This is a genomic window from Arenicella xantha, assembly GCF_003315245.1.
Lineage (GTDB): Bacteria > Pseudomonadota > Gammaproteobacteria > Arenicellales > Arenicellaceae > Arenicella > Arenicella xantha.
Genome location: NZ_QNRT01000002.1, coordinates 130,601 through 152,784, shown reverse-complemented (window position 1 = coordinate 152,784; position 22,184 = coordinate 130,601). Strand labels below are relative to the sequence as shown.

General features: G+C 47.1%; 20 protein-coding genes. 15 read left to right on the top strand and 5 right to left on the bottom strand.

From position 1 onward, the window contains the following. The first annotated feature begins 414 nt into the window (after positions 1 to 414). The 3 genes from DFR28_RS06595 to DFR28_RS06585 all read left to right on the top strand — a co-directional run bounded on the left by DFR28_RS06595 (position 415) and on the right by DFR28_RS06585 (position 6,784). Positions 415 to 3,507 carry an efflux RND transporter permease subunit gene (locus DFR28_RS06595; RefSeq protein WP_170131999.1) on the top strand — a complete coding sequence of 1,031 codons (3,093 nt, stop codon included), beginning with the start codon at positions 415 to 417 and terminating at the stop codon, positions 3,505 to 3,507. Beyond that, the gene (locus DFR28_RS06590; protein WP_113953554.1) at positions 3,489 to 4,697 is read left to right on the top strand and encodes an efflux RND transporter periplasmic adaptor subunit; all 1,209 of its coding nucleotides are present in this window, start codon (positions 3,489 to 3,491) and stop codon (positions 4,695 to 4,697) included. Before DFR28_RS06595 ends, DFR28_RS06590 begins: the two co-directional genes overlap by 19 nt. A 194-nt stretch (positions 4,698 to 4,891) precedes the next feature. After that, positions 4,892 to 6,784 (top strand): Orn/Lys/Arg family decarboxylase, encoded by a 1,893-nt coding sequence (locus DFR28_RS06585; protein WP_113953553.1) that lies wholly within the window; start codon positions 4,892 to 4,894, stop codon positions 6,782 to 6,784. Between the two features lie 29 nt (positions 6,785 to 6,813). Here the strand turns inward: DFR28_RS06585 and DFR28_RS06580 are convergent, their stop codons facing one another. Next, positions 6,814 to 7,014, bottom strand: a complete 201-nt coding sequence (locus tag DFR28_RS06580; protein ID WP_113953552.1) for a helix-turn-helix domain-containing protein — start codon at positions 7,012 to 7,014, stop codon at positions 6,814 to 6,816. A 337-nt stretch (positions 7,015 to 7,351) separates the two neighbouring features. Here DFR28_RS06580 and DFR28_RS06575 point away from each other — a divergent pair, with 337 nt between their 5' ends. Beyond that, positions 7,352 to 7,570 (top strand): hypothetical protein, encoded by a 219-nt coding sequence (locus DFR28_RS06575; protein WP_113953551.1) that lies wholly within the window; start codon positions 7,352 to 7,354, stop codon positions 7,568 to 7,570. A 160-nt stretch (positions 7,571 to 7,730) separates the two neighbouring features. Here DFR28_RS06575 and DFR28_RS06570 read toward each other — a convergent pair whose 3' ends face one another. Together DFR28_RS06570 and DFR28_RS06565 are read right to left on the bottom strand one after the other, a co-directional pair. After that, positions 7,731 to 8,621, bottom strand: a complete 891-nt coding sequence (locus tag DFR28_RS06570) for a phytanoyl-CoA dioxygenase family protein (protein ID WP_113953550.1) — start codon at positions 8,619 to 8,621, stop codon at positions 7,731 to 7,733. Between the two features lie 206 nt (positions 8,622 to 8,827). Then, positions 8,828 to 9,790, bottom strand: a complete 963-nt coding sequence (locus DFR28_RS06565) for a phospholipase A (RefSeq protein ID WP_113953549.1) — start codon at positions 9,788 to 9,790, stop codon at positions 8,828 to 8,830. Positions 9,791 to 10,162: 372 nt separating this feature from the next. Here DFR28_RS06565 and DFR28_RS06560 point away from each other — a divergent pair, with 372 nt between their 5' ends. From DFR28_RS06560 to DFR28_RS06540, 5 genes are all read left to right on the top strand, one after another. After that, on the top strand, positions 10,163 to 10,519 hold the full coding sequence (locus tag DFR28_RS06560; protein ID WP_113953548.1) for a DUF1304 domain-containing protein: 357 nt from the start codon (positions 10,163 to 10,165) through the stop codon (positions 10,517 to 10,519). 13 nt (positions 10,520 to 10,532) lie between these two features. Further along, positions 10,533 to 11,927, top strand: coding sequence for a mechanosensitive ion channel family protein (locus tag DFR28_RS06555; RefSeq protein ID WP_113953547.1), 1,395 nt, complete (start codon positions 10,533 to 10,535; stop codon positions 11,925 to 11,927). 189 nt (positions 11,928 to 12,116) lie between these two features. Continuing rightward, complete coding sequence (locus DFR28_RS06550; protein ID WP_170131998.1) at positions 12,117 to 12,830, top strand: helix-turn-helix domain-containing protein; 714 nt, start codon at positions 12,117 to 12,119, stop codon at positions 12,828 to 12,830. 206 nt (positions 12,831 to 13,036) lie between these two features. Beyond that, a complete protein-coding gene (locus DFR28_RS06545) occupies positions 13,037 to 13,468 on the top strand; it encodes a hypothetical protein (RefSeq protein ID WP_113953545.1) in 432 nt (143 codons plus the stop codon). 98 nt (positions 13,469 to 13,566) lie between these two features. Beyond that, positions 13,567 to 15,249: a Na/Pi cotransporter family protein gene (locus tag DFR28_RS06540; protein ID WP_113953544.1), complete on the top strand. Its 1,683-nt coding sequence runs from the start codon at positions 13,567 to 13,569 to the stop codon at positions 15,247 to 15,249. A gap of 115 nt (positions 15,250 to 15,364) precedes the next feature. Here DFR28_RS06540 and DFR28_RS06535 read toward each other — a convergent pair whose 3' ends face one another. Continuing rightward, entirely contained in the window at positions 15,365 to 16,195 is an 831-nt protein-coding gene (locus DFR28_RS06535; protein ID WP_113953543.1) for a universal stress protein, read from the bottom strand. Between the two features lie 481 nt (positions 16,196 to 16,676). On the opposite strand from DFR28_RS06535, the gene DFR28_RS06530 reads away from it, so the two are divergent. Further along, positions 16,677 to 17,153 (top strand): c-type cytochrome, encoded by a 477-nt coding sequence (locus tag DFR28_RS06530; RefSeq protein WP_211316912.1) that lies wholly within the window; start codon positions 16,677 to 16,679, stop codon positions 17,151 to 17,153. A gap of 122 nt (positions 17,154 to 17,275) precedes the next feature. Here DFR28_RS06530 and hemN read toward each other — a convergent pair whose 3' ends face one another. Beyond that, positions 17,276 to 18,688, bottom strand: a complete 1,413-nt coding sequence (hemN, locus tag DFR28_RS06525) for an oxygen-independent coproporphyrinogen III oxidase (protein WP_113953542.1) — start codon at positions 18,686 to 18,688, stop codon at positions 17,276 to 17,278. A 136-nt stretch (positions 18,689 to 18,824) separates the two neighbouring features. Here hemN and ccoN point away from each other — a divergent pair, with 136 nt between their 5' ends. Genes ccoN through DFR28_RS06500 form a run of 5 tightly spaced genes read left to right on the top strand, consistent with a single transcriptional unit; the run spans position 18,825 to position 22,183 of the window. Beyond that, a complete protein-coding gene (ccoN, locus tag DFR28_RS06520) occupies positions 18,825 to 20,258 on the top strand; it encodes a cytochrome-c oxidase, cbb3-type subunit I (RefSeq protein ID WP_113953541.1) in 1,434 nt (477 codons plus the stop codon). Beyond that, positions 20,258 to 20,872, top strand: a complete 615-nt coding sequence (gene ccoO / locus DFR28_RS06515; RefSeq protein ID WP_113953540.1) for a cytochrome-c oxidase, cbb3-type subunit II — start codon at positions 20,258 to 20,260, stop codon at positions 20,870 to 20,872. The genes ccoN and ccoO overlap by 1 nt, the downstream gene beginning before the upstream one ends. Beyond that, a complete protein-coding gene (locus DFR28_RS06510; RefSeq protein ID WP_211316911.1) occupies positions 20,869 to 21,033 on the top strand; it encodes a cbb3-type cytochrome oxidase subunit 3 in 165 nt (54 codons plus the stop codon). Before ccoO ends, DFR28_RS06510 begins: the two co-directional genes overlap by 4 nt. After that, on the top strand, positions 21,026 to 21,910 hold the full coding sequence (gene ccoP, locus DFR28_RS06505) for a cytochrome-c oxidase, cbb3-type subunit III (protein ID WP_113953539.1): 885 nt from the start codon (positions 21,026 to 21,028) through the stop codon (positions 21,908 to 21,910). Before DFR28_RS06510 ends, ccoP begins: the two co-directional genes overlap by 8 nt. Before the next feature lie 6 nt (positions 21,911 to 21,916). Continuing rightward, positions 21,917 to 22,183 (top strand): hypothetical protein, encoded by a 267-nt coding sequence (locus DFR28_RS06500; protein WP_113953538.1) that lies wholly within the window; start codon positions 21,917 to 21,919, stop codon positions 22,181 to 22,183. The last annotated feature ends 1 nt before the right edge of the window (position 22,184 follow it).

Below are 22,184 nucleotides of genomic sequence, written 5' to 3'. Positions count from 1 at the left end.
GATTGTGAATTGTGACCACACTTAAAAAAAACATTGCGTGACGGGTTGGTCATCACCTAATTATTCTGACTCGGTGTCGAGTTTTATCTGCACCGACATGCAGCAGACAACTGCGGCAACTTCTCATTCCCCTATATATGGCGATCGTCGCTGGTAAGCGGCATCTATATAAGACAATAGGAATTAATTGTCATTTTTTGCAACCAAAACCAGTAATCAAGCATCTAACAACACATAAGCGAATAATTCACCGTTTGCGAAATGAGTGTTTGCCAGTAAAGCACTGAATAATAATCTTGGTTCTGTTTTTTTGTTGAAATAAGTAGTTGTGATGCGATTGGTCTATCCGCGCTAGACACTACGTTCCATAATTTTTCAAAAGCTTAGAAACCATTTGAAAAAGGGCTTCCCATCGTGAAGATCACTCGGTTTTTTATTAATAATCCAGCGATTACCGCCGCGACAATATGCTTGCTCATATTGATTGGAATCGTGTCAGTGCAGAAGCTGCCGGTTCAGCTATTACCGTCAATCGAACGACCGGTAATCGCGGTGCAGGTGTCGTGGCGAGCGGCCAGCCCCCGTGAAATCGAGAGCGAGGTGGTTGAACCAATCGAACGAGAACTTCGGGGCATTAATGGGATGACCGAGCTACGGTCTTTTTCAAATACCGCCAATGCATGGATCAATATGGAATTTGCCTTGGGCACCGACATGGATCAGGTGTTCACGGAGGTGTCGAGCCGCATTCAACGCGTCAGAGGCTTGCCCGCTGATGCTGATCGCCCGCAGATATATCGTAATGGAGGCGGTGGATCTGGTGATACGCTGATTTACCTATTTGTTCAGCATGCACCGGACTCGCTCATTTCGAGTAATGACCTTAGTGAATTTGTAGAGAAGACCATCGCACCGGAATTTGAAAACATTGAAGGTGTGAGCCGAGTTGATGTGAATCGTAATGTCGGCGAGCAAATTGTTAGCGTTGAATTCGATCCATTTTTAACCGCGCAACTCGGTATTTCAATTGAGTCGATAGCGTCGGTGCTTAATCGGTCAAGTGATGTGAGTGGCGGTAAAATCGAAGTAGGGCGCAGGGATTTTACATTGCGCTTCGAGGGCCGATACGCAGCGGATCAATTGTCTGAAACCATTTTGGCTTGGCGTAATGGTGCCGCCGTCAAACTTGGTGATATCGCGCAAGTAATCGTCGGGCCTGACGACTCGCAAGGTGTGGTTTATCAAAATGGCCATCCAGCCCTCGGTATGCAGCTGATTCGGCAGCCCGGCGGCAATACGCTCGCAGCGATTGATCAAGTGCTGGAGCGTATGAATTTGTTGAACCAAACGCTGCCAAACCAGTATGGCGTCACCTTAGAGAAAAGCTTCGACCCGTCAGTATTTATTCGCCGCGCAGTTTCCCTGCTTAGCGAAAACATGGGTATTGGCATCGTGTTAGCTGTCGGTTCTCTGTGGCTGTTTGTGCGGCGTGTTCGGGCAACCCTTTTGATTGCGGCCGCCATTCCAATAAGCCTAATGGCGACCTTTGTCATGCTAAACCTATTTGGTCGTAGCATTAATGTGATTTCGTTAGCGGGATTAGCCTTTGCAACAGGTATGGTGTTGGATGCGGCCATTGTGGTTTTAGAAAACTACGTGCGTCAGGTGGACGCGGGCATGGCGCCAACTAAAGCTGCGCTAAGCTCAGTACGGAGTGTCGGTGGCGCATTATTGGCGTCAACCTTAACCACCATTGTGATTTTCGTGCCAATCGTGTTCTTTGAGGATGTCGAAGGTCAATTATTCGCCGACCTGGCATTGACCATAGCCATTGCGGTTGGCTTTAGCTTTCTGGTCGCCTTGTTGATTTTACCCGCCGGTGCCGCGTACTTCTTACGTGCTGAAGATAGCCCAAGTGTCGAAGGCGATCAGCGCTGGCACGGTTTGGTGAACCGACTAATGTTGTTGACCGACACTTCACGTAAACGTACGTCTTGGATTGCAGGTTTGACCGTTATTCCAATGTTATTGGGCTGGGTATTATGGCCACAATTAAACTATTTACCGCCGGTTAAGCGTGATGCGGTGGATGCTTTTATCTCATTTCCGTCGGGCGCCAGCGCTGATTTGGTGAAAAAAGAATTTGCCGAAATTGTAGTAGAACGCTTGGCGCCGTACATGAGTGGAGAAAAGCAACCTAAGCTTAAAAATTACTATCTGTTTACCGGACCATGGGGCGGTAATATTGGTATCCGCGTAGAGGATCAGTCGCGTGTCGATGAAATGGTTCAAATCGCTAATGATGAAATACTCTCAGGTTTTCCAGATACCCAGTCATTTGCTCAGCAAGGCTCTTTGTTTGGGCGTTTCGGGGGCGGCGCCAACATTAGTATCAATTTACAATCCGTTGATTTTCCCGCGCTAAATGCCTCGGCGGTTGAGGTGTCCGATCTAATTCAAGAGAACTTGCCGGGCAGCCGTGTGCGGATGAATCCTGATCCTCAGGTTGTGACTCCAGAGCTTAGGCTCATTCCCGATGATCGGCGTTTAGCGGAAGTCGGTATGACTCGTGAGTCGCTTTCCAGAACACTACGCGCATTTGGTGATGGGCTGTGGCTTGGTGAGTTCTTCCATCAGGAGTCGCGCTTAGATATTTTGCTTCGAACCAAGGATTGGGCGGTTCCCGAGCAACTTGAAACGATGCCGGTGGTGACTCCTTCGGGGGCTGTTATTCCGTTTGGTGATTTGGCTCGTATCGAACGCGGTGTTGGACCAAATCAAATTTATCGCCTAGATGCACGGCGCACGATTGCGCTTAACATTGCTGCACCACCAGATTTGGCGCTAGGTGAAACAATGGCGATTTTAACCAGTTTAGAAGAACAAATTAGACGAATTACACCGTCCGATGCCAATATTTCTTATGGTGGTGATGCCGATTCTTTGTCGCGCGCGATCTTGAATCTACGTGGTAATTTTGCGCTGGCTGTGGTGTTGCTGTTTTTGGTTATGGCGGCGCTGTTTAAGTCACCAAAGGATGCACTATTGGTCATGATCTCTCTGCCTATGGCCGCGGTTGGTGGGATTGTTGCCGTGCGTTTACTCAATCTATTTACCCCAACCCCGCTGGATCTACTGGGCATGATTGGTTTTATTATTCTGTTAGGGCTGGTGGTCAATAACGCCATCTTGCTGGTTTCGGAAACGCGTCGTGCGCAACGCGATTTAATGAATAAAGATGACGCTGTTCGGGAGGCGCTGCAAACTCGCATGCGCCCGATCTTAATGTCCACGCTGACGTCATTAATGGGAATGCTGCCGCTGGTGATTGCGCCTGGTGCGGGCAGTATCATATACAAAGGTCTTGCTACTGTGATTGTCGGTGGAATGGCTGTTTCAACTCTCTTTACTCTTATTCTTTTGCCGTGCTTGCTCCGCTTGGAGCCACTGCCTGAACTTAATTTATTGCAGCGCTTTCGAGGTTTAAAATGGATCAAAGCACAATGATGTACGAAGACACTGATAATGTAATCGAAGCACCGCTACCAAAGTGGTTTCATAATCGTCGTTTGCTAGCTGGCTTTGCCTTTCTTGTACTTGCCTCGATCGGGCTGGCGGGGTATCTACTATTCGGCGTAAGCAAAGTAGAGGCCACGGTTGATGATGCCGAGCGATCTGGGCCACCGCCGGCTCCAGTCGCGATTGCCAAAGCTAAAATGATCGATATGGCACCGCACACCGTGTTACCTGGCACGGTTATTAGTGTTCGAGATGCGGTGATCGCTTCTGAGACTTCAGGCAAGATACTCGAGATTGCCAAGGTGGGGGAGTTGCTCGAAGCTAACGGCAATATCGCTACTATTGATGCCACCGATGCTAAGCAAATGGTGGCGCAGCGTAGCGCTGAGTTAGCGCGCTTGCAGAGCCTTTTGACCTACCATACGGATTACTTTAATCGAGTCGAGTTGGCTAATAATAAGCTCGGTGTCTCGGAGATTGGCATAGCTGAGTTGCGCTCTAATCGCGATACCGCACGTGCGGACGTAGCGCGCGCCGAATCCGCCTTGCAAGCCGCACAGAATTCTTTGGATCGAACCACAATTCGAGCGCCATTTCCTGGCGCGGTAGTGAGCCAGTCAATTCAGCAAGGCGAATATGCTCAGACTGGTAGCCCGGTAGTGCGCTTGGTAGATACGATAAACCTAGAAGTCAGTGCGCAAGTACCTGCGGCATTAGTACAGCCACTCGCGCCGGGGACAATGCTAGAAATCACCAGTCTTGGCAGGACGTTTAAAGCGCCGTTACGTGCTCTGGTGCCGGTCGGCGATTCAGTTAGTCGTACCATGGAGCTAAGGGTGTCACTCAAAGATAGTGGTTTACTGGTCGGTTCGCCAGTACGGGTTTCACTGCCGAGTGCCGCACCACGCAGTGTGGTTGCGATTCCGCGCGATGCCGTTATTTTAAGAACCGGCGCGCAATATGTGTATGTGGTTGAAGAGGGCGTGGCGAGCAAACGAGATGTTGAGCTTGGCTATGCAGAGCGCGATATGATTGAAGTGATCGGCGAAGTATCTGCTAATGATGTGGTGATTATTCGTGGTGGTGAACGCTTACGAGATGGTCAGGAAGTTAGTTTTCAAGCGGTTATTCCAAGCGCTAGTGAGGCTATTTCAAGTCTGGGAAGTCCACTTCAATAGGCCGTCATCAAATAATCGCAGGCTAACGGTATTTTATTGTCAATAAGCTTGGTAAACCTAGGTTAGATAACGCGGAAGCAGCTAGAATGAAGGTTAATATACGCGCAGCTTAATCAGTGTGTAATGACCAAAAAATAGTGGCTGTTACTTAAGGACTCTTGTAAAGTGCGCAAAATTTCTTTGTACTCTTTACTATGAAACCACTGTTACGCATCCTCGTCATTGAACACCAGCCCGAGCTTAACCAAGAGCTGAGTTCCGCCTTTGAGTCTATTATTGATTCGTTTGAGAGAAACGACATTGAGATTAGCGTGGTGGAATGTGCTGACTCAATTAGTGCATTAGATTTCGTGCGTGAAGACGGCGATATTCAAGCAGTGGTATTACATTGGGATGCACACGAGCGGACGGTCACCGATAAAGCGAATTTAATCGAGCAAATTAAAGACATTCGCTTAGAGTTGCCGGTGTACGTGGTCGGCGACGACACTCGTGGTTTAAATATCGTTGATGAATCGAGCGAAATTGAATCTTTTTTCTTTCGCGAGGACGCGCTTTCAGACCCTGAGTCGGTAATGGGTTACATAATTAATGATTTTGATGACCGGGTTCAAACACCGTTCTGGACGGCCTATAGACGTTACATCGCGGAATCCAATGATTCTTGGCATACGCCAGGGCATAGTGGTGGAACTAGCTTTAGGAATTCACCATATATCAATGATTTTTATCAGTTTTATGGTCGAAACGTGTTTGTTGGCGATCTATCAGTATCGGTCGATTCATTAGGCTCACTATCGGACAGTACGCATTGTATTGGTCGAGCTCAAGATGCGGCGGCGGCGACCTTCGAAACCAAGCACACTTATTTTGTAACCAATGGTTCATCGACCTCGAATAAGATCGTGCTACAGACCTTGTTGCGTCGTGACGACAAAGTTATTGTGGACCGAAATTGCCATAAGTCAGTGCATTACGGTGTTTTGCAATCGGGCAGTATTCCGGTTTATCTTCCAAGCATTTTGAACACAACCTATGGTCTATTTGCGCCGCCATCGTTAGCCGATATTGAACTCGCCATTCAGCACAATCCAGATGCAAAATTACTGGTGTTGACTGGTTGCACATATGACGGGTTGCTAAGTGATCTACGGCAAATAGTTGCGCTGGCTCATGCGCAGAATATTAAGGTTTTCATTGATGAAGCCTGGTTTGCTTATTCACTATTTCATCCGAGTTTGCGTTATTACTCAGCAATTAATGCTGGCGCGGATTATGTTACTCACTCGGCGCATAAGGTCGTGTCGGCGTTCTCGCAGGCCGCGTATATCCATATTAATGACCCAGACTTTGATAAAGACTTCTTTCGAGAGGTTTACAATATATATTCGAGCACGTCACCAAAGTATCAGTTAATCGCATCGCTGGATGTGTGTCATAAACAGCTCGAAATGGAGGGTTACAAGATCCTTCACGCATTGCTCAATCATGTTGCCGAATTTAAAGAGCAAATGCGTTCATTGAATAAAATTCGTATTTTGGGCCCCGATCAATTTCGCGAAATGTTTGATCATTTTGATAGCGATAACATGGGGCACGATCCGCTGAAAATTTTGATCGATATCTCTAAGCTCGATTATTCACATACCGATATCCACAATTATCTGCTCGATGAAATTGGTTTAGAGATCGAAAAATATACGCATTCTACGTTATTGGTATTACTTACCTTAGGTGGCACTCGATCCAAAATTGTGCGGCTCTACAATGCGCTTAAAAAGCTAGACTCAGGCAAAGTGAAACTGTCTCGGTCGCAACGAAAAAGCAAATTGCCGCCGAGTTTGCCGGCAATCCAGCTCGCATGTTCGCCGAATGAAGCTTTTTTTGCTGAGCGTGAAGCTGTGCATTGGGCCGAGAGTGAAGGGCGGATATGTGCAGGACTCGTTACACCATATCCACCGGGAATTCCATTGTTGGTGCCAGGGCAGGTAATCGGCAAAGAGCAAATCGACTATTTGCGGACCTTAAGTAGTCAAAATATAACGATACAAGGCAGCTTTGATGGCGACATTTATGTGGTTGCGTAGCTACTCGGTCGCCTTGCTTACGCTAACCATCAACCTTGATGACTAAGTAAATCGCCGACATCGCATTTTAGATAGTCGCACAGCGCTTCAAGCTCGTCGAAATGGATTTCGTTGGCGCTGCCATCCAGCAACTTTCTAACAGTTGCACGGCTCAATGATGTATCGGCAATGAGCGACTCTGCGTTAATATTACGCTTGCTTAGTAATAGATCGAGGTAACATTTGATCATAGTGTGTGCCAGAGCGGAGTGTTGAGATAATCTCAGTATAGACCGCGCTGCTTAAGCAAGGGAAGTCGGGCGCAAATATTGCACAGTTTGGTGCAACTCATCGGGAGTGTCTCTCTATGTCGATCAAAAATATTTGTCGTCAGGGCGCAAAAATAGCGTTTTACAGGCTTTCTCGATACTTGAATAATAATCACAGGTGAAGCGCTGTGAGACATAGGCCAACTGCCGTGTCAGCGCTGCACCAACAACGGCTCGGTCCTAATCGTTAAAACAGTGATAGATCGAGTTCAATTTTGCGATATTAAACAAACTGATTTTTTATTGTTGAGAAACCCAGATGGCTAAACATCATCACCATTTTGACTATACCGCTGACTACAGCAGTCAGGTTAACCGAGCATTTGACTACGACGACTACGATGGCTATGACGCTCCACGGCGAAAAGCTAAGAAGCCACGTCAGCAAAGCAAACGTGATCGACAAGCACGGCGTACAACTTCACGCTGGGAAGCGCGAGATGATCTAGATCTATACGACGAAGAGGCGTACGAATAGCTGGATCGGTTTACTAAGCTCTAAACCGCTTAGTCCTATTTACCGCGTAGTATGGAACCTCAATCTTGCCTCGTTCTAGAGGCGTCGGTTCCGCCAAACAGTTACTCCAAGCATTTGCTTGGGGTAGCTGTTATGTCATTTATAGATAGATCGCTGAGTGCTACTGGTGTCGTTTTTTCACTGACTCTACGCTCTTGAGATCTTCGCTAGAGCTCAGTAATGTACGGGGATCAAGCCCACCTTCTTTAAATCGTTCACCGGACCAAAATTGACCTTTTTTATCGCCACTGACTATGCGATAACGTCTCTCGCCAAATGCACCTTCGGTGGCCCATGCCCATTCGACGTCGACGGCGGAGTAATGGGCTGAAATAGCGCGTCGAAAACCTTCCGTTCGGTTACGGCCAGAGCCGTGAATCAATATCGGGTGAAAAAATACGGTATCACCGGGGTTCATTTCCAAATGCACTCGATTTGACGCATCCACACCTTTTGCGCCAAAGTACCCTGCGTTAAGGTTGTCCCATTCTGGATTTCCGTGTTTCAACAGTTCTCCACGGTGTGTGTCAGGGAGCACCACCAAGCAACCATTCTCCCTCGTGACCGGCTCTAAGGCAGTCCAACTCGCAACAATCTTGTCAGCCGGGCGGAACGGGAAATACAACAGGTCTTGATGCAATGGATGGCGACCGTCGACATGTGGTGGCTTATTGATCAACATGGTATGAATGGTTTGAACGTCTTTGCCAACAATGGTTTCGACACACTCTAAAATAGACGGATGGGTCGTGTAAGAATCGAGTACCGGATCACTTTCAAAGTCTTGTATTTTGGCAATAGCCTCCATTTTACTGCCGGGATTTACTGCGCCTTTGGCAACCATGACATCCTTCATAACCAGCATGCCAGGTGATGGTGGAACGCGACCTTCAACGATTTCAGCTAGTCGGTCGACCCAGGTCGTGAGGTGCTGTTCTGCGATTAATTTTGGTACAACCACGTATCCATGGTCATGATAATGTTGCAACATGGTTGGCGATATGGCGCTCATAATATTAATTCAACCCAGAGTTGTTAGTCATTATGTAAAGATACCACAGGCTGTTGAAAGATGAGTCGAGTGATAATCGGAATTTAGATAGCCTTTGTGGATCATTGATTTTTTATAAAATTAATCAAGCGTCGCTAGTGAAAAACTAACCCCAGCAGACTCTAGTTTCTTCGTTTCTTTGTTTCTTAGTTTCTCTGTTTGAATCGCTAATTTGCACCAATTTTAAAACCAAGACCGACGCGTCGCACATGACGATCGTAGTCGATTAAACTTTCACCGTAGCCATCGAATATTTGCAGGTAAAGACGCAAATCCTCGCGTCCACCAATGCGCCTACTCCAACCTAATTCCAGCGCTCCTTTGCCGCCGCCCTGAAGGCTTTTGCGCGCCATCCAATGTAGCTGATGTTTGCCAAGTTTGTGCCAACCGTTCAGTTGGAAATTTCCCATAAAACGACTGATATCTGGGTTATCTTCATCGGAAACCTGTTTCCATAGTCGCAAGCTCATTTCGTTTTGCTCGGATGCAAATTCGAACTCAGAGTATAGGCGATTCCAACTTCGTGATATTTCTCCCGCCCGTCCGTTCGATTGGTGGTTTAGTCCAAATCGAAACGTGTTTAGCTGCCAATTACCGAGCGCAAAGCGAGCCGGAAAATCAACAAATAGTTCTGGCTGATGGTTGGTCTCACGGAACGGTCTGGAAACTTCTTCATTGTAGGCTTGCCAATGAGATTGGTTGGTGTAAGCCGCGAACACCTGACCATCAAACAACGGAGTATGCGACAGCAGCGTGGTCTTAATGCTGAGTTGAAACTTCATTTCAACGTCGTCTAACTCGGTTGCTTCGGAAAATTCAAGCGCGGCCGCTTGGTTTTTGGTGTTGTGGGTCAGTGGCAGTAGATAGTTGTCGCGATGCAGCAAAATACTAAATTCGTCGCCAAACAGTGACATTTGTCTTTTCTTTCGTTCTGAAACCACCGTTGCGCCAGTATCATCTTGATCTAACAAGCTGCACAAACTTCGGACCTCTTGCATTGTTGTTGAGTCAGGTGCGCTGGCTAGTTGCTGTTGAAGACACGCATTGACTGCTTCATTATCGTGCTGTGATTGAGCATCGGAACTAACAAGGAGTGCAGCAAAGATCAGAGTAGCGGAGAGTTTTTTCATTACAGGCTTTGTCGGTCGCGGTGTGCAGCAGAAGTAGGTATGTGTGAAAATGACAACGGCATGGACGTGTGACGCTAAGAATATACTGCAAACTTATTATAAGCGAACCATACCATCGCGTTTGTCGTGAACTAGTCTTAAAATGTCGTATTTGATTGAGCTTTACGGTAAATCATTCAGTATGGCAGGGGGCTTTAGCAACGAAGCAATAAAACTAAGCTGAGACAAACACGCCTACCGGCGCCTGCTGCAAACGTAGGCTGCCGCTAATGAAGAGTCGGAGTTAACGGAAACTGAGCGATGAGCGCAGGACTGAGCGGTTTTTAATGCTATGATTTTCGCTCATAAACCTGCATAGAATTGGAACTGAATATGAGAATACTTGCTACCGCCTTAACACTACTAGTGGCACTGCTGCATGTCGGTTTCATGATTCTGGAAATGGTATTTTGGGATCATCCCATTGGTCATCGAATATTCGCTATGAGCCCTGAACAAGCCAGTGGCTCAGCTCAGCTTGCACTCAATCAAGGACTTTATAATGGCTTTCTGGCTGCCGGCTTATTGTGGGCGATTATCTGCAAAAAAGTTGACGTGCAATTATTTTTTCTCATCTGCGTTATCGTGGCTGGTGTGGTCGGTGCTATCAGCGTAAAACCAACCATCTTTATCATCCAATCCGTACCGGCGATTCTTGCGATGCTGACATTGATAATAAGTCGTAGATAAGTAGTAAAAGAATATGAGTAATAGTATTCAGACCGGTTTAATGCTTGCGTTGCTAGTGCTGACTTGGCCGAACATTTTGATCGCACAAGCCGATATGGTTGACCCAGAACCGGTCATCCAGGTCGCCGAAGATGAACCTAACGATGCGCGTATCGAGTCTAGAATCCAGAATATCTTTAGCAAAATTGATGGGCTTGACGCGGTGCTGGTTGAGGTAGAAGCCGGTGTTGTGACCCTTAGTGGTGACGCGTCCAATGAACGATTTGCCAACGACGCTATGGATATAGCAACCCGCACTGCAGGTGTGGTGACGGTTAAAGATCAAATTAATCGAACTCTTGGTATCAGCGACAATGTGACACCGATCTTGACTGATTTTCAAGCTAGTGTCAGGAGCATGATTCGCGCGCTTCCATTGACATTGGTGGCATTCGGCGTGGTGATCATATTTGTGTTGCTTGGTGGTGCGATTGCGCGCTGGAATCGTTTGTGGCAACGCATAGCGCCTAATCCATTTTTAGCCGAGCTGTTGTCGCACGCCGTGCGCATTCTAATTATTGCCTTGGGCGTTGTGCTTGCGCTCAATTTGATAGGTGCGTCAAAGTTTATTGCCACGATATTAGGTGGTGCGGGCGTGCTGGGTATTGCGATTAGCTTTGCGGTGCGCGATACCTTGGAAAACTACATTTCAAGCATTATGCTGAGTCTGCGTCAGCCATTTCGTGCGCATGATCACGTAACCATCAACGAGCATGAAGGGTATGTGGTGCGGCTAACATCGCGAGCGACAATCTTGATGACTTTAGACGGTAACCATTTAAGGATCCCGAATTCAATCGTGTTCAAGGGAATTATTCTGAATTACAGCACTAACCCAGAGCGTCGATTCGACTTTCAATTGGGCGTGGACGGTGAAGATGATCCGCTGATTGCGATGCAAGTTGGTCTGGATGCAATCAAGCAACATGATTTCATTTTGGATGACCCAAGCGCTGGCGCCATGATCGATTTTGTTGGTGACTCGAGCATTGTTATCAAGTTCATGGCGTGGGTTAATCAGTCAGATACCAATTTCTCAAAAGCTCGTAGTGTGGCTATTAAAGCGGCAAAGACCGCTTTGGAGGATCAGGGGTTTACATTACCTGAACCAATTTATCGACTGCGTTTTGACGGGCGCGTTCCTCCGGTGCTCGCAGAGCTTGTTAGTGCTGATGCATCTGCAACGAAATCACAGAAAAACGTAAAACAAGGTGATGCCAAAAGCGCTCAAGCACCGATTAGCAAGCCGCTTGACGTTGGCGAGCAGGTGGACGTATCGGCTGATCGTCAGATTCAAGAGAAAGTCAGTGAGGAGCGAGCTAAAGAAGCAAAAAATGACTTACTAGACAAAGCGTTGCCCACTGAATAACGGTGTTTCCCGGCGGTTTAGCATTGTTGAGTCAAGTCAATAACACACAACTCATGGTCGATTCGAGTGTTTAAAACAGCTATCTTGCGATGAATATGACGCAACCTCGACTGGTGCGCGCTATACTATCGCTACGATTTGTTAACCCCGGTTAGAGTTATGTTTGAGCACACCTGTTCCAATTGCTCCATGAGTCAAATCTGCTTGCCGCTTGGATTGGATAAAGCCGATATCAGCAAGTTAGAGGATATTGTTAGTTCCACCTCGGTGAAGCACGCCGGTGATATTCTCATTAGACAAGGCGATAAGTTCGACAAAATCTACGCGGTTAAGTCGGGCATGGCAAAATCATACCGTTTCGATAAGGCCGGCACTGAATACATTCAATCGTTCCACCTGCCAGGCGAATTGTTTGGGCTTGATGCGATTTATGCACAGCGCTATGGATTCAATGTCGAAGCACTCGACACATCGGTTTTGTGTGAGATGGATTTCAATGAGTTGCAGACGCTGTGCTCAACGGTGCCGTCGCTACAGAAACAATTATTTAGCTTGCTAAGCCGTGATATCTATAATTCACATGTGAATCCGATTGAACATTTCGATCAAACTGCAGAACAGAAGCTATCAGGCTTTCTGCATAATCTACTATCGAGATTACAAGCACGTGGACACAATAGTCTAGATTTGCATTTGCCAATGTCTCGGCGTGATATAGCGAACCATCTAGGGCTCGCTCCCGAAACAATCAGTCGCCTGTTAAAGCGTTTTCAGGAACGCGGTGTTATTACCATTAATAATCGCTTAGTCACGGTGCAAGATCGCGCAAAATTGGAAGGATTGGTTCATTGTCATGCGCTTGAAACGTCGATCGATATTAGTTCAATCGCGCATACGGCCTAGTTATCGCTGATTTGTAGGTTGCACCAGAGCTCTTTAGCTAGAAAAATTAGTTCGATAGGTTCGTTACCTCTTCAAAGCTTGATCTATATCAAATGAGAAGCTTTTGATATCAGTAAGCTGTAATGGATTACTGCCGCTGCGGATTGTGTCGCGCAGATTGAATAACGATCGGCAGCATACTCAATGGTACCTATCGGAGATCGACCATGTCATTTGAAAAATCGCTCGTGTATAGAATTGGTGTTGGCAAGGTGCTGGGGCTTGCTGTTGGCTTACTCGGCTTCTTTGTATTACCGATGTTGGTTGATGACTCAGGCTTAATGCTACGTATCGGCATCGTGTTTTGGTACACCACATTAGGCGCTTTAGTGGGCGTGTTCGGTATCTTGGCGCGTCATCCAGTATTTAAGCTACCCATGCCTTGGTGGTTCAGAGGCATATGGTTAGGGGCTTGGATGAACTTCGTGTTGGTGCTTATCGCTTATCCAGTTATTTCACAGCTTAGTCTGGAAATGTTCAGCGCCACGGGCCCTTGGGCGTCGCCATTTTGGATGGTGCTTGAGGGCGCACTCATTGGCCTGCTAATCGACTTTTTGTTGACGCGCTGGTTCGGTGACGGTTGGGCATCTGCTGATTAGTGATTAGCTATGCAATGCACCACATGTCACCGGTTATTTACGTTTTGAAGCACCACTGTTTGCTTACTAAGTTTGCTTACCAAGGTTGATTATATTGTATGAGCTTTATTGCGTTTATCTCAGGCTTAGCGATTTTTCTGTACGCGATGGGGCAGCTTGAATCGGGCATTCAGCAAGCCAGTGGTGAGGGATTCAAAAAATGGATTGTTAATCGCACAAAAACGCCGCTAAGTAGCGCCTCTGCGGGAATTTTTATTACCGCAGTGCTGCAAAGTAGTTCGATGGTGTCGCTGCTAACCTTGGCGTTTGTGAGCGCCGGCGCCATGTCTCTTTACAGTGGAATAGGGGTTGTGTTGGGGGCCAACCTAGGCACTACGATTACTGGATGGATTGTAACCTTAGTCGGTTTTAAGATGGATCTGAACAGCCTGGTGTTGCCGCTTTTGGGTATCGGTGCACTAACCAACTTGGATTTCCTTAAAAATACCCGCATACGCGGAACGGGCACCGCACTATTTGGATTCGGCTTGTTGATATTTGGCCTGTCGGTAATGAAAGAAAGTGTCGCTGGTTTAACTGAATTAGTTGATTTAAACGAGGCCGCTGAACTAGCCGGCTGGGTTTATCTACTTATTGGTCTCGTGTTAGCCGCGGTGATGCAATCGAGTTCAGCGGTGATGATGATGACACTCGCTCTACTGAGTTCTCAAGCAATCGGCTTAGTCGATGCTGCGGCACTCATGATTGGGGCGGATCTTGGCACCACCAGTACTACGATTCTGGGCAGCCTCGGACAATCGATCGTTAAGAAACAGCTTGCGCTGGCTCATGTATTGTTCAATGTCGTGGTGGATATTTCGGCCTTCTTTCTGTTGTTGCCATTGTTGCCTGCTTGGCTGAGTCTGGTTGGTGTTGTCGACGAGATGTTTGGTTTAGTGATGTTTCACAGCATATTGAATTTGCTAGGTTTGCTGATCTTTCTGCCGTTGCTCGCGCAATACACACGCTGGATTCAACGTCTGCTCCCAGTTGAAGCGGATAGCCGAGCCACACTATTTGAAGTGCCGGTAGAAGTTCCTGAAGCTGCGGTAGCTAGTTTGCAAGCTTCGGTGATGTTGTTGGCGCGTGACGCAATATCTCTAAATACAACTCGGGTTGGTGTTCGGGTCTCAGAAAATGGTTTGCAGAGCGATGAAGTGGTACACCGTGCAATCGCTGATCAGTATCAAGCAATTAAAGAGTTTGAGAGTCAGATTATTCACTTTGCTCAGCGTCTTAGACTCTCGAACATCGCACAAGCTGATGACAACGCGGTTGGCCAGCTACTCGAAGCAACCCGTGCGATTGTGTATGCCTGTAAAACCCTGAAGGACATTCAGCTCGACTTTAATGTGATTAGAGGTTCAAAGGAGGGCAGTGGTGGCCACAACCTAGCAGACGCGCATCAAACTTTTTTAAAGCAGTTTTACCAAATTTACGATCATGCTCTTGACCAACTGGAGATGAGGCAAACCGGTGCGCTTCAAGGGCGCTTGCAGCACGGCGATGAGGCGAGTAACAACTTAAGCTCTATGCTTTCAACGGTAGATGCCGAACTGAGCGAATTGAATGTTAGGCATCACCAAGCTTGTTCGGATCTAATTATCAACGCTAATCGGGGGCAAACCGCGGTTACGGCTACGATCTCAACGTGGTTCAATCTAAACCATGAAGTACACCATCATGCCAAATACATGGTCAATGCACTAACACGGCTTCAGCGCGTGGCGGCATCACGATAGTTTGACAAACGACTTTCTACGGCTAGATTATCCGTAGAAAGTCGGCTGCACAGAACAGCTAAGGCCGAACCGCTGTATAGAACACGGAGTTACCTTAGCTTAGTAAAAGAGCGTGTTAGTGTGAAAATAGCACTGGTACCGGACTCTCCGCCAATAAACCCCGAGTCATACCGCCAAGCACGATCTCCCTTAAGCGTGAGTGCCCATAGCCGCCAGCAATAATGAGGTCGCGATTATGTTCATTAACATGCTGGCAGACCGCGCCTGCCTCGCTGTGTTTGTGAGACTCGATCTCGACTGAAAAGAACTCGGCTTTCACCTCGTGCTCTGCTAAGAATTGACATATCTCAATGCCATCAATGAGTTCAACTTCTAGGTCAGTTTTGCGGTAGGCACTCACAACATGAACATTCTCCGCTGCACGCATGAGCGGTAAAGTATGGCGTACTGCGCCGGCGGCTTCACGTGTTTCGCGCCACGCCAGTACTGGTCGTTGCGCAAACGATGTTGAGCTCCAATCAGTCGGAACCACAACGGTAGGCAGTCCAGTATCGGTGATTAAGTGATCAATGAAGCTCGCTCCATCGAACACTATATCGTTAGGTTCGGTAACTTGGCCGACGAAGGTGATGTCTGAATAAAAAGAAGGGCGCGGCTGTTTTTCATACTCGGCGGTACGATGCCACTGGGTTTGAATGTCAAGATGACCGACAATCTCCTCAAACGACGCCTTTATTTTTGCTTCATAGCCATCTTGTTGATCAACGAATGTCTGCGCTAAGTTGAGCGGGTAGGAGCCATAAATAGAAGTGAAGCCCATGACGTCGGGCTCTACAAAAAGGCCAATTAGTTCGGCCTGGTGGTGTGCTGCAAAAGTCGCTGCCGCGCGTATTGAGTGATCATGGGAGTGATTACCGTAGGTGTAAACCAGTACTCTGCGTATCATAATTACCTCGCCTTAGAAAAAATGCTAATTTAGACTTTAGTATAGTAAGTTGTAAGCTAAGCTGTTTGACGCAGATCAAGTAACGATACAGTTTGATCAGCTTTGCCAGGGAGGATGATCTTGATAGGTAGGCGGATAGCTTAGCTAGTTAGCTAGTTTAATTAGCCGTCGCTGGTTCGCGATTTAGCGCGAGAAGCCTTAATCGAAGTAGTTTTTGGGGCTTGAAGCCAAAACAACATCGTTGCAGACGCCAGAAAAAAACGCATTAGTCACGCAAATTGCCGTCGCTTAACTCGATTAACTTGATGCAGATCAAACCTGGTTAGCAAAACTCGTACTAAGGTATAAGCTGCAACAGATCGATCGCCTTAGTCTGTTGTTCATTACGTCATTGGTGTCTATGCGAGCTAATTCGGTCGTACCGAGAGACCGTGACGATTGTTTTATTTTGGCAACTGAGCGTCTCGCTCTGGAGGATTCTGTGAAATCAACCCATCTCAAACTTGGTCTTTTGCTTAGCTGCATGATGTTGGCTGCATGTAGTCAAGAAAAAGTCGCAAATCGAGGCTTTAGCCTTCCGTCAGGTGACATCGAAAATGGTCGAATGGTATTTTTGGAATACCAGTGTTTGCAGTGTCATGTTTTACAAGGAACAGAATTTTCCGATGATGAATGGCGCCTGACTGAAGGTGATGGCATCGCAGTCGAACTAGGTGGTGCAACCACTAAGCTGCAGACTTATGGAGACTTAGTAACGTCGATTATTAACCCGTCTCATCGTATTGCCAAGGGCTATCCAGTCGATCAGGTCACGGAAAACGGTGAGTCTAAAATGGCGTACTACAATCAAGTGATGACAGTTGAAGAACTGATCGACTTGGTCACCTTTTTGCGCTCCAAATACGAATTTAAGAGCTATCCCGAGACAATTTATCCCTATTACGTGTATCCCGGTTAGCAATTTAAAGATTTCTTTAATAGCGCCTGTAAGCGGTTTCGCCTAGCTTGCAGGCTTTACGCTGAATGTTGGTGGCGCCCTCTAACTAACGATTGGTGAGCGGGCTTATTATTTATTCGGCGCTATACCGTTCTGGAAAATGGCACGACACGATCACTCGATTGTTTAGTCAAGTATTTATCGAACACACTGGCAATCGAGCGCATAAAGAATCGACCGGTGTCGGTCACTTCGAATCCGTTTTCGACAGGAACTAATAGGCCGTCTTGAATGAACTGAGTTAATCGCTGAATATCACTGCTCAAATAGTCTGCTAACGTTGTGTTTGTATCGCGTTCAATGAACTGACCGATCGGGAGAGTGAGGTCTAATTTATTTCGGCACATGATTTGTTGTATCACCGCGGAGCGTATTCTGTCGTCATCATCAAGCTCCACGCCTTTAGCGATCGGCAGCCGGTGTCTTGCCAATGCCTCGTTATACAAAGAAAGAGTGGTTTCGTTTTGTGAAAATGCCGTGTCGAATTTACTGATGGCACTGGCTCCAACGCCGATTAAATCGGTGTCGCGATGCGTCGTATAGCCCTGAAAATTTCGCTGTAAGGTGCCATTATCTTGTGCAATCGATAAGGAGTCGGACGGCAAGGCGTAGTGGTCCATGCCAATATGCTGATAGCCCGCGTCATGTAGCTTCTCGCGTACTAGCGACACCAATTCCATGCGCACCGCGCTAGATGGCAAAGTAGACGCCGAAATCATTTTTTGCGCTTTAATCCTAGTCGGCATGTAGGCAAAGTTATAGGTTGCGATACGGCTTACTTTGGTCCTGATGATTTTGTCGAGCGTGTCGGCGAAGGTTGTCAATTGCTGGAACGGCAGCCCAGTAATTAAGTCGACGTTAACCGAATTAGCACACTCCATCGCGGTGTTAATAATCTCTAGCGTCTTGGCTTCGTCTTGCACGCGGTTGATCGCAGTCTGAACCGGCTTGGAAAAATCTTGAACACCAATGCTAAAGCGATTAAAACCAATGGATTGATAGGTGCGTAGCTCGTCACTGGTGATAAAACGAGGGTCAAGTTCGATACCAATCTCGAGATTGTTAGGTAGGTCTAAATGAAACTGCAAAGCAATTTGATCCAGCAGCGATGCGATTTGATCTAGCGATAGAAAATTCGGTGTGCCACCACCAAAGTGAATCTGGGTCACTAAGCGATCGTCACTGTATAAGCGAGCACGCAAAGCGATTTCGTGCATAAGGTTGTCTAAGTACTCAGATACTTTTTGGTTATCTGTTCGGGTAACCACTTTGTTGCATCCACAGAAATAGCATAGTGAATGACAAAACGGAATGTGCACATAGACAGACAGATCTTTGGGGAGCAAGCTCGCGTTTGATCTCTCAGCGTGAATCGCTAAGTGGCTTTCATCAAACTGATCACTAAATTGCGGCGCTGAAGGGTACGACGTATAGCGAGGCGCCATCGTGTCATATCGTTCGATCAGCCCAGCTGGAATGCAGGTTGCTTGAAACATAGGTTTGTTTATCAAAGGCTTGTACAGTATTGAGTCAGAATAACCCTTCAACCAAGCGAAAACTTGATCCAGATCAAGTCCAGATTGTTTCTATTCGCAATAATCCGCTTGTAATCAATTTTGCGGTAATAAACCTATGAGTAAACTTGTCTATCATGATGATGTAGTTCGGCAATTTTCGCTAGCTACTATTCTATGGGGAGTAGTGGGAATGCTGGTTGGCGTCCTCATAGCGGCCCAATTGGCTTGGCCGGCACTTAACTTTGATATTCCTTGGTTGACGTTTAGTCGGCTACGGCCATTGCATACCAATGCGGTGATTTTTGCCTTTGGTGGATGTGCCTTGTTTGCCACCAGTTATTACGTGGTTCAACGAACTTGCCACGCACCGCTATTTGCGCCCAAGCTTGCCAAGTTCACCTTCTGGGGATGGCAGGCTGTGATTGTTTTAGCCGCCATAACGTTGCCACTTGGATATACCCAATCGAAAGAATACGCTGAGCTGATTTGGCCAATTGATGTTCTTATCACTGTGGTCTGGGTCGCGTATGGCATCGTCTTTTTTGGCACCATCGTAAAGCGAAAAATTGCCCATATCTATGTGGCTAACTGGTTTTACGCCTCGTTTATTATTACCGTTGCGGTGCTGCACATTGTCAATAATCTAGCGATTCCAGTAAGCATGACTGAATCGTACCCGGTCTTTTCGGGCTCGGTCGACGCCATGACCCAGTGGTGGTATGGACATAATGCCGTGGGCTTTTTCTTAACCGCCGCGTTCCTAGGAATGATGTATTACTTTGTGCCTAAACAAGCCAATCGACCAGTTTATTCTTATCGATTGTCAGTGGTGCATTTTTGGGCGCTTATCTCGATCTATATGTGGGCTGGGCCGCACCATTTGCATTACACCGCCTTACCAGACTGGGCTCAATCACTTGGAATGGTGTTCTCGCTAATCCTATTAGCACCTTCTTGGGGCGGTATGATCAACGGTATGATGACTCTGTCTGGGGCATGGCATAAATTGCGCGATGACCCAATTCTTAAGTTCATGATCGTTTCATTGTCTTTCTACGGCATGTCGACTTTTGAAGGCCCAATGATGTCAATCAAAACGGTTAATGCTTTGTCGCATTACACCGATTGGACAATTGGTCACGTGCACTCAGGTGCATTGGGTTGGGTTGCTTTTATTGTGATTGGTTCGCTTTACTCATTGCTGCCTAAGCTCTATGGGAAGCGTGAGATGTACAGCATTGATCTCATTAATACGCACTTTTGGGTTAGTACTATCGGTGTTGTTATCTATATTTCATCGATGTGGATTGCGGGCGTGATGCAAGGCTTGATGTGGCGTGCGGTAAATGATGACGGCACCTTAACCTATGCGTTCATTGAGAGTATTAAAGCAACCTATCCGTATTATGTAATGCGCGTCGGTGGTGGTCTGTTATTTCTCATCGGCATGTTAATCATGGTGTACAACGTATACAGGACCATCGTCGGTCCAGAAAAACAACTGACGCAAGGGTCTGACCAAGCGACAGGCAATGAGGTGACTGCCTAATGAAACACGAAACGATTGAAAAAAACACCGGTCTAATGGGCATCTTGATTGCACTGGTCATTAGTGTTGCGGGAATCGCTGAAATTGTTCCACTAATGTTCCAAGCTCAAACTACCGAACCAGCCCCAGGTGTGGTTCCATATCCGGTCTTGGAGTTGGCCGGACGAGATGTTTACGTAAAAGAGGGTTGTTACAACTGTCATTCACAAATGATTCGACCATTTGTGTCTGAAAGTTTGCGCTATGGCCCACCGTCGCTCGCTGGCGAGTCAGTCTACGACCGTCCATTCCAATGGGGTTCTAAGCGTACCGGTCCAGACTTAGCTCGTGTCGGTGGACGCTACCCTGATGACTGGCACTTAGCGCATTTGATTAACCCAAGGGATGTTGTTCCGGAGTCAAACATGCCGGGCTTTCCATGGCTACAAGATATTGAGCTAGATGGCGATTTACTAACCACCAAGATGCGCACTCTTCGTTTCTTGGGCGACCCCTATACACAAGAGCAAATAGACAGTGCGGCGAGCGACGTTGAAGGTAAAACTGAGATGGATGCGTTGATTGCTTATTTGCAATTTTTGGGCGTGGCAAATAATGGGAGGAATCAGCAATGATGAACGTAGTTAACGGGGTAATGACCGGCGTATTACTGGTTCTGTTTATTGGTATCTGGGTTTGGGCCTGGAGTGGGCGCAACCGCAAAAACTTTGACGAAATGGCGAACCTTCCTTTGCAAGACGTCAATGAGGAATCAGGAGTAGCAAACAATGACTAGTTTCTGGAGCACCTTTATTATTGTACTGGCCGTTGGCAATATCTTAGCCATGGTATGGCTTTTGTTTGCTACTAGCCGTAGTAATGGGATTGACGAGTCAGATACCACTGGCCACAAGTGGGACGGAATCGAAGAGTTGAATAATCCATTGCCGCGTTGGTGGCTTGGCCTATTTATACTGACAATTATATTCGCTGGGGTCTATTTAGTGCTGTACCCAGGTTTGGGTTCGTATGAAGGAACTTTATCTTGGTCGCAGCAAGACCAATTTATTGAAGCGCGTAACGAGAACCGAGCTAAACAATCTGCTTTTTTTGCTGAGTTCGCTGACGCCAGCATTACCGAGTTAGCTGAGATACCTAAAGCCATGGAGACCGGCGAGCGCTTGTTTGCCAATAACTGTGCTTCATGTCATGGCTCTGCCGGACGTGGCGCTAAGGGTTTTCCGAACCTGACCGACGACGATTGGTTGTATGGTAGCAGCCCTGAGACAATCCTAGCGTCGATTACCAACGGCCGCGCAGGGGTTATGCCGAATCTGAATTTAGACGGTTCGGCGGTGACCGTGCTTGCGTTGTATGTTCAGCATCTCGCTGGCAAACAGGACGTCACGGATTTTGCGATCGAGAAGGGCAAAGCCTTGTTCGGTGTTTGCATGGCATGTCATGGGCCTGAAGGGAAAGGTAACCAAGCCTTGGGCGCTCCCAATCTGACCGATCAAGTTTGGCTGCATGGTCCACGCTCAAGCGATATCGAACATGTATTGCGCCATGGAAAGCAGGGCAATATGCCTAGTTTCAAAGCCTCGCTGAGCAAAGATGAAATTCGTCTACTGGCGGCTTATGTCACCAGCTTGAGCAATAATAATGAGGAGTAAGAGACGATGCGCAACGACAATCCAATGCTAGTCAAGCTGAGTACGATTCTCTGGGTATCATTTCTGTCGGCAGGTATAGCGACGATGTTATTTTTCGCTACGTTCGACCCCTTAGATCTCGCGCAAATTGCGACCTTTCCGATGGAGATGGAAAGGTCGGCCGGTTACAGCTTTGGATTTCTACTGTTTTGGGGCCTGTTATCGATTAACGGGTTCTTCATCACATGGTTAATGTCACTAGGTCAACGCAAGAAACAGAGCCCTGAGGGTTAGT

Excerpts from the sequence above, each read along its gene's own strand:
- ccoP (WP_113953539.1), top strand. The coding sequence starts at position 21,026 with ATGACTAGTTTCTGGAGCACCTTTATTATTGTACTGGCCGTTGGCAAT.
- hemN (WP_113953542.1), bottom strand. The coding sequence starts at position 18,688 with ATGTTTCAAGCAACCTGCATTCCAGCTGGGCTGATCGAACGATATGAC.
- DFR28_RS06590 (WP_113953554.1), top strand. The coding sequence starts at position 3,489 with ATGGATCAAAGCACAATGATGTACGAAGACACTGATAATGTAATCGAA.
- DFR28_RS06540 (WP_113953544.1), top strand. The coding sequence starts at position 13,567 with ATGAGCTTTATTGCGTTTATCTCAGGCTTAGCGATTTTTCTGTACGCG.
- DFR28_RS06550 (WP_170131998.1), top strand. The coding sequence starts at position 12,117 with ATGAGTCAAATCTGCTTGCCGCTTGGATTGGATAAAGCCGATATCAGC.
- DFR28_RS06580 (WP_113953552.1), bottom strand. The coding sequence starts at position 7,014 with ATGATCAAATGTTACCTCGATCTATTACTAAGCAAGCGTAATATTAAC.
- DFR28_RS06510 (WP_211316911.1), top strand. The coding sequence starts at position 20,869 with ATGATGAACGTAGTTAACGGGGTAATGACCGGCGTATTACTGGTTCTG.
- DFR28_RS06545 (WP_113953545.1), top strand. The coding sequence starts at position 13,037 with ATGTCATTTGAAAAATCGCTCGTGTATAGAATTGGTGTTGGCAAGGTG.
- ccoO (WP_113953540.1), top strand. The coding sequence starts at position 20,258 with ATGAAACACGAAACGATTGAAAAAAACACCGGTCTAATGGGCATCTTG.
- DFR28_RS06560 (WP_113953548.1), top strand. The coding sequence starts at position 10,163 with ATGAGAATACTTGCTACCGCCTTAACACTACTAGTGGCACTGCTGCAT.
- DFR28_RS06575 (WP_113953551.1), top strand. The coding sequence starts at position 7,352 with ATGGCTAAACATCATCACCATTTTGACTATACCGCTGACTACAGCAGT.
- DFR28_RS06585 (WP_113953553.1), top strand. The coding sequence starts at position 4,892 with ATGAAACCACTGTTACGCATCCTCGTCATTGAACACCAGCCCGAGCTT.
- DFR28_RS06555 (WP_113953547.1), top strand. The coding sequence starts at position 10,533 with ATGAGTAATAGTATTCAGACCGGTTTAATGCTTGCGTTGCTAGTGCTG.
- ccoN (WP_113953541.1), top strand. The coding sequence starts at position 18,825 with ATGAGTAAACTTGTCTATCATGATGATGTAGTTCGGCAATTTTCGCTA.
- DFR28_RS06565 (WP_113953549.1), bottom strand. The coding sequence starts at position 9,790 with ATGAAAAAACTCTCCGCTACTCTGATCTTTGCTGCACTCCTTGTTAGT.
- DFR28_RS06535 (WP_113953543.1), bottom strand. The coding sequence starts at position 16,195 with ATGATACGCAGAGTACTGGTTTACACCTACGGTAATCACTCCCATGAT.
- DFR28_RS06500 (WP_113953538.1), top strand. The coding sequence starts at position 21,917 with ATGCGCAACGACAATCCAATGCTAGTCAAGCTGAGTACGATTCTCTGG.
- DFR28_RS06570 (WP_113953550.1), bottom strand. The coding sequence starts at position 8,621 with ATGAGCGCCATATCGCCAACCATGTTGCAACATTATCATGACCATGGA.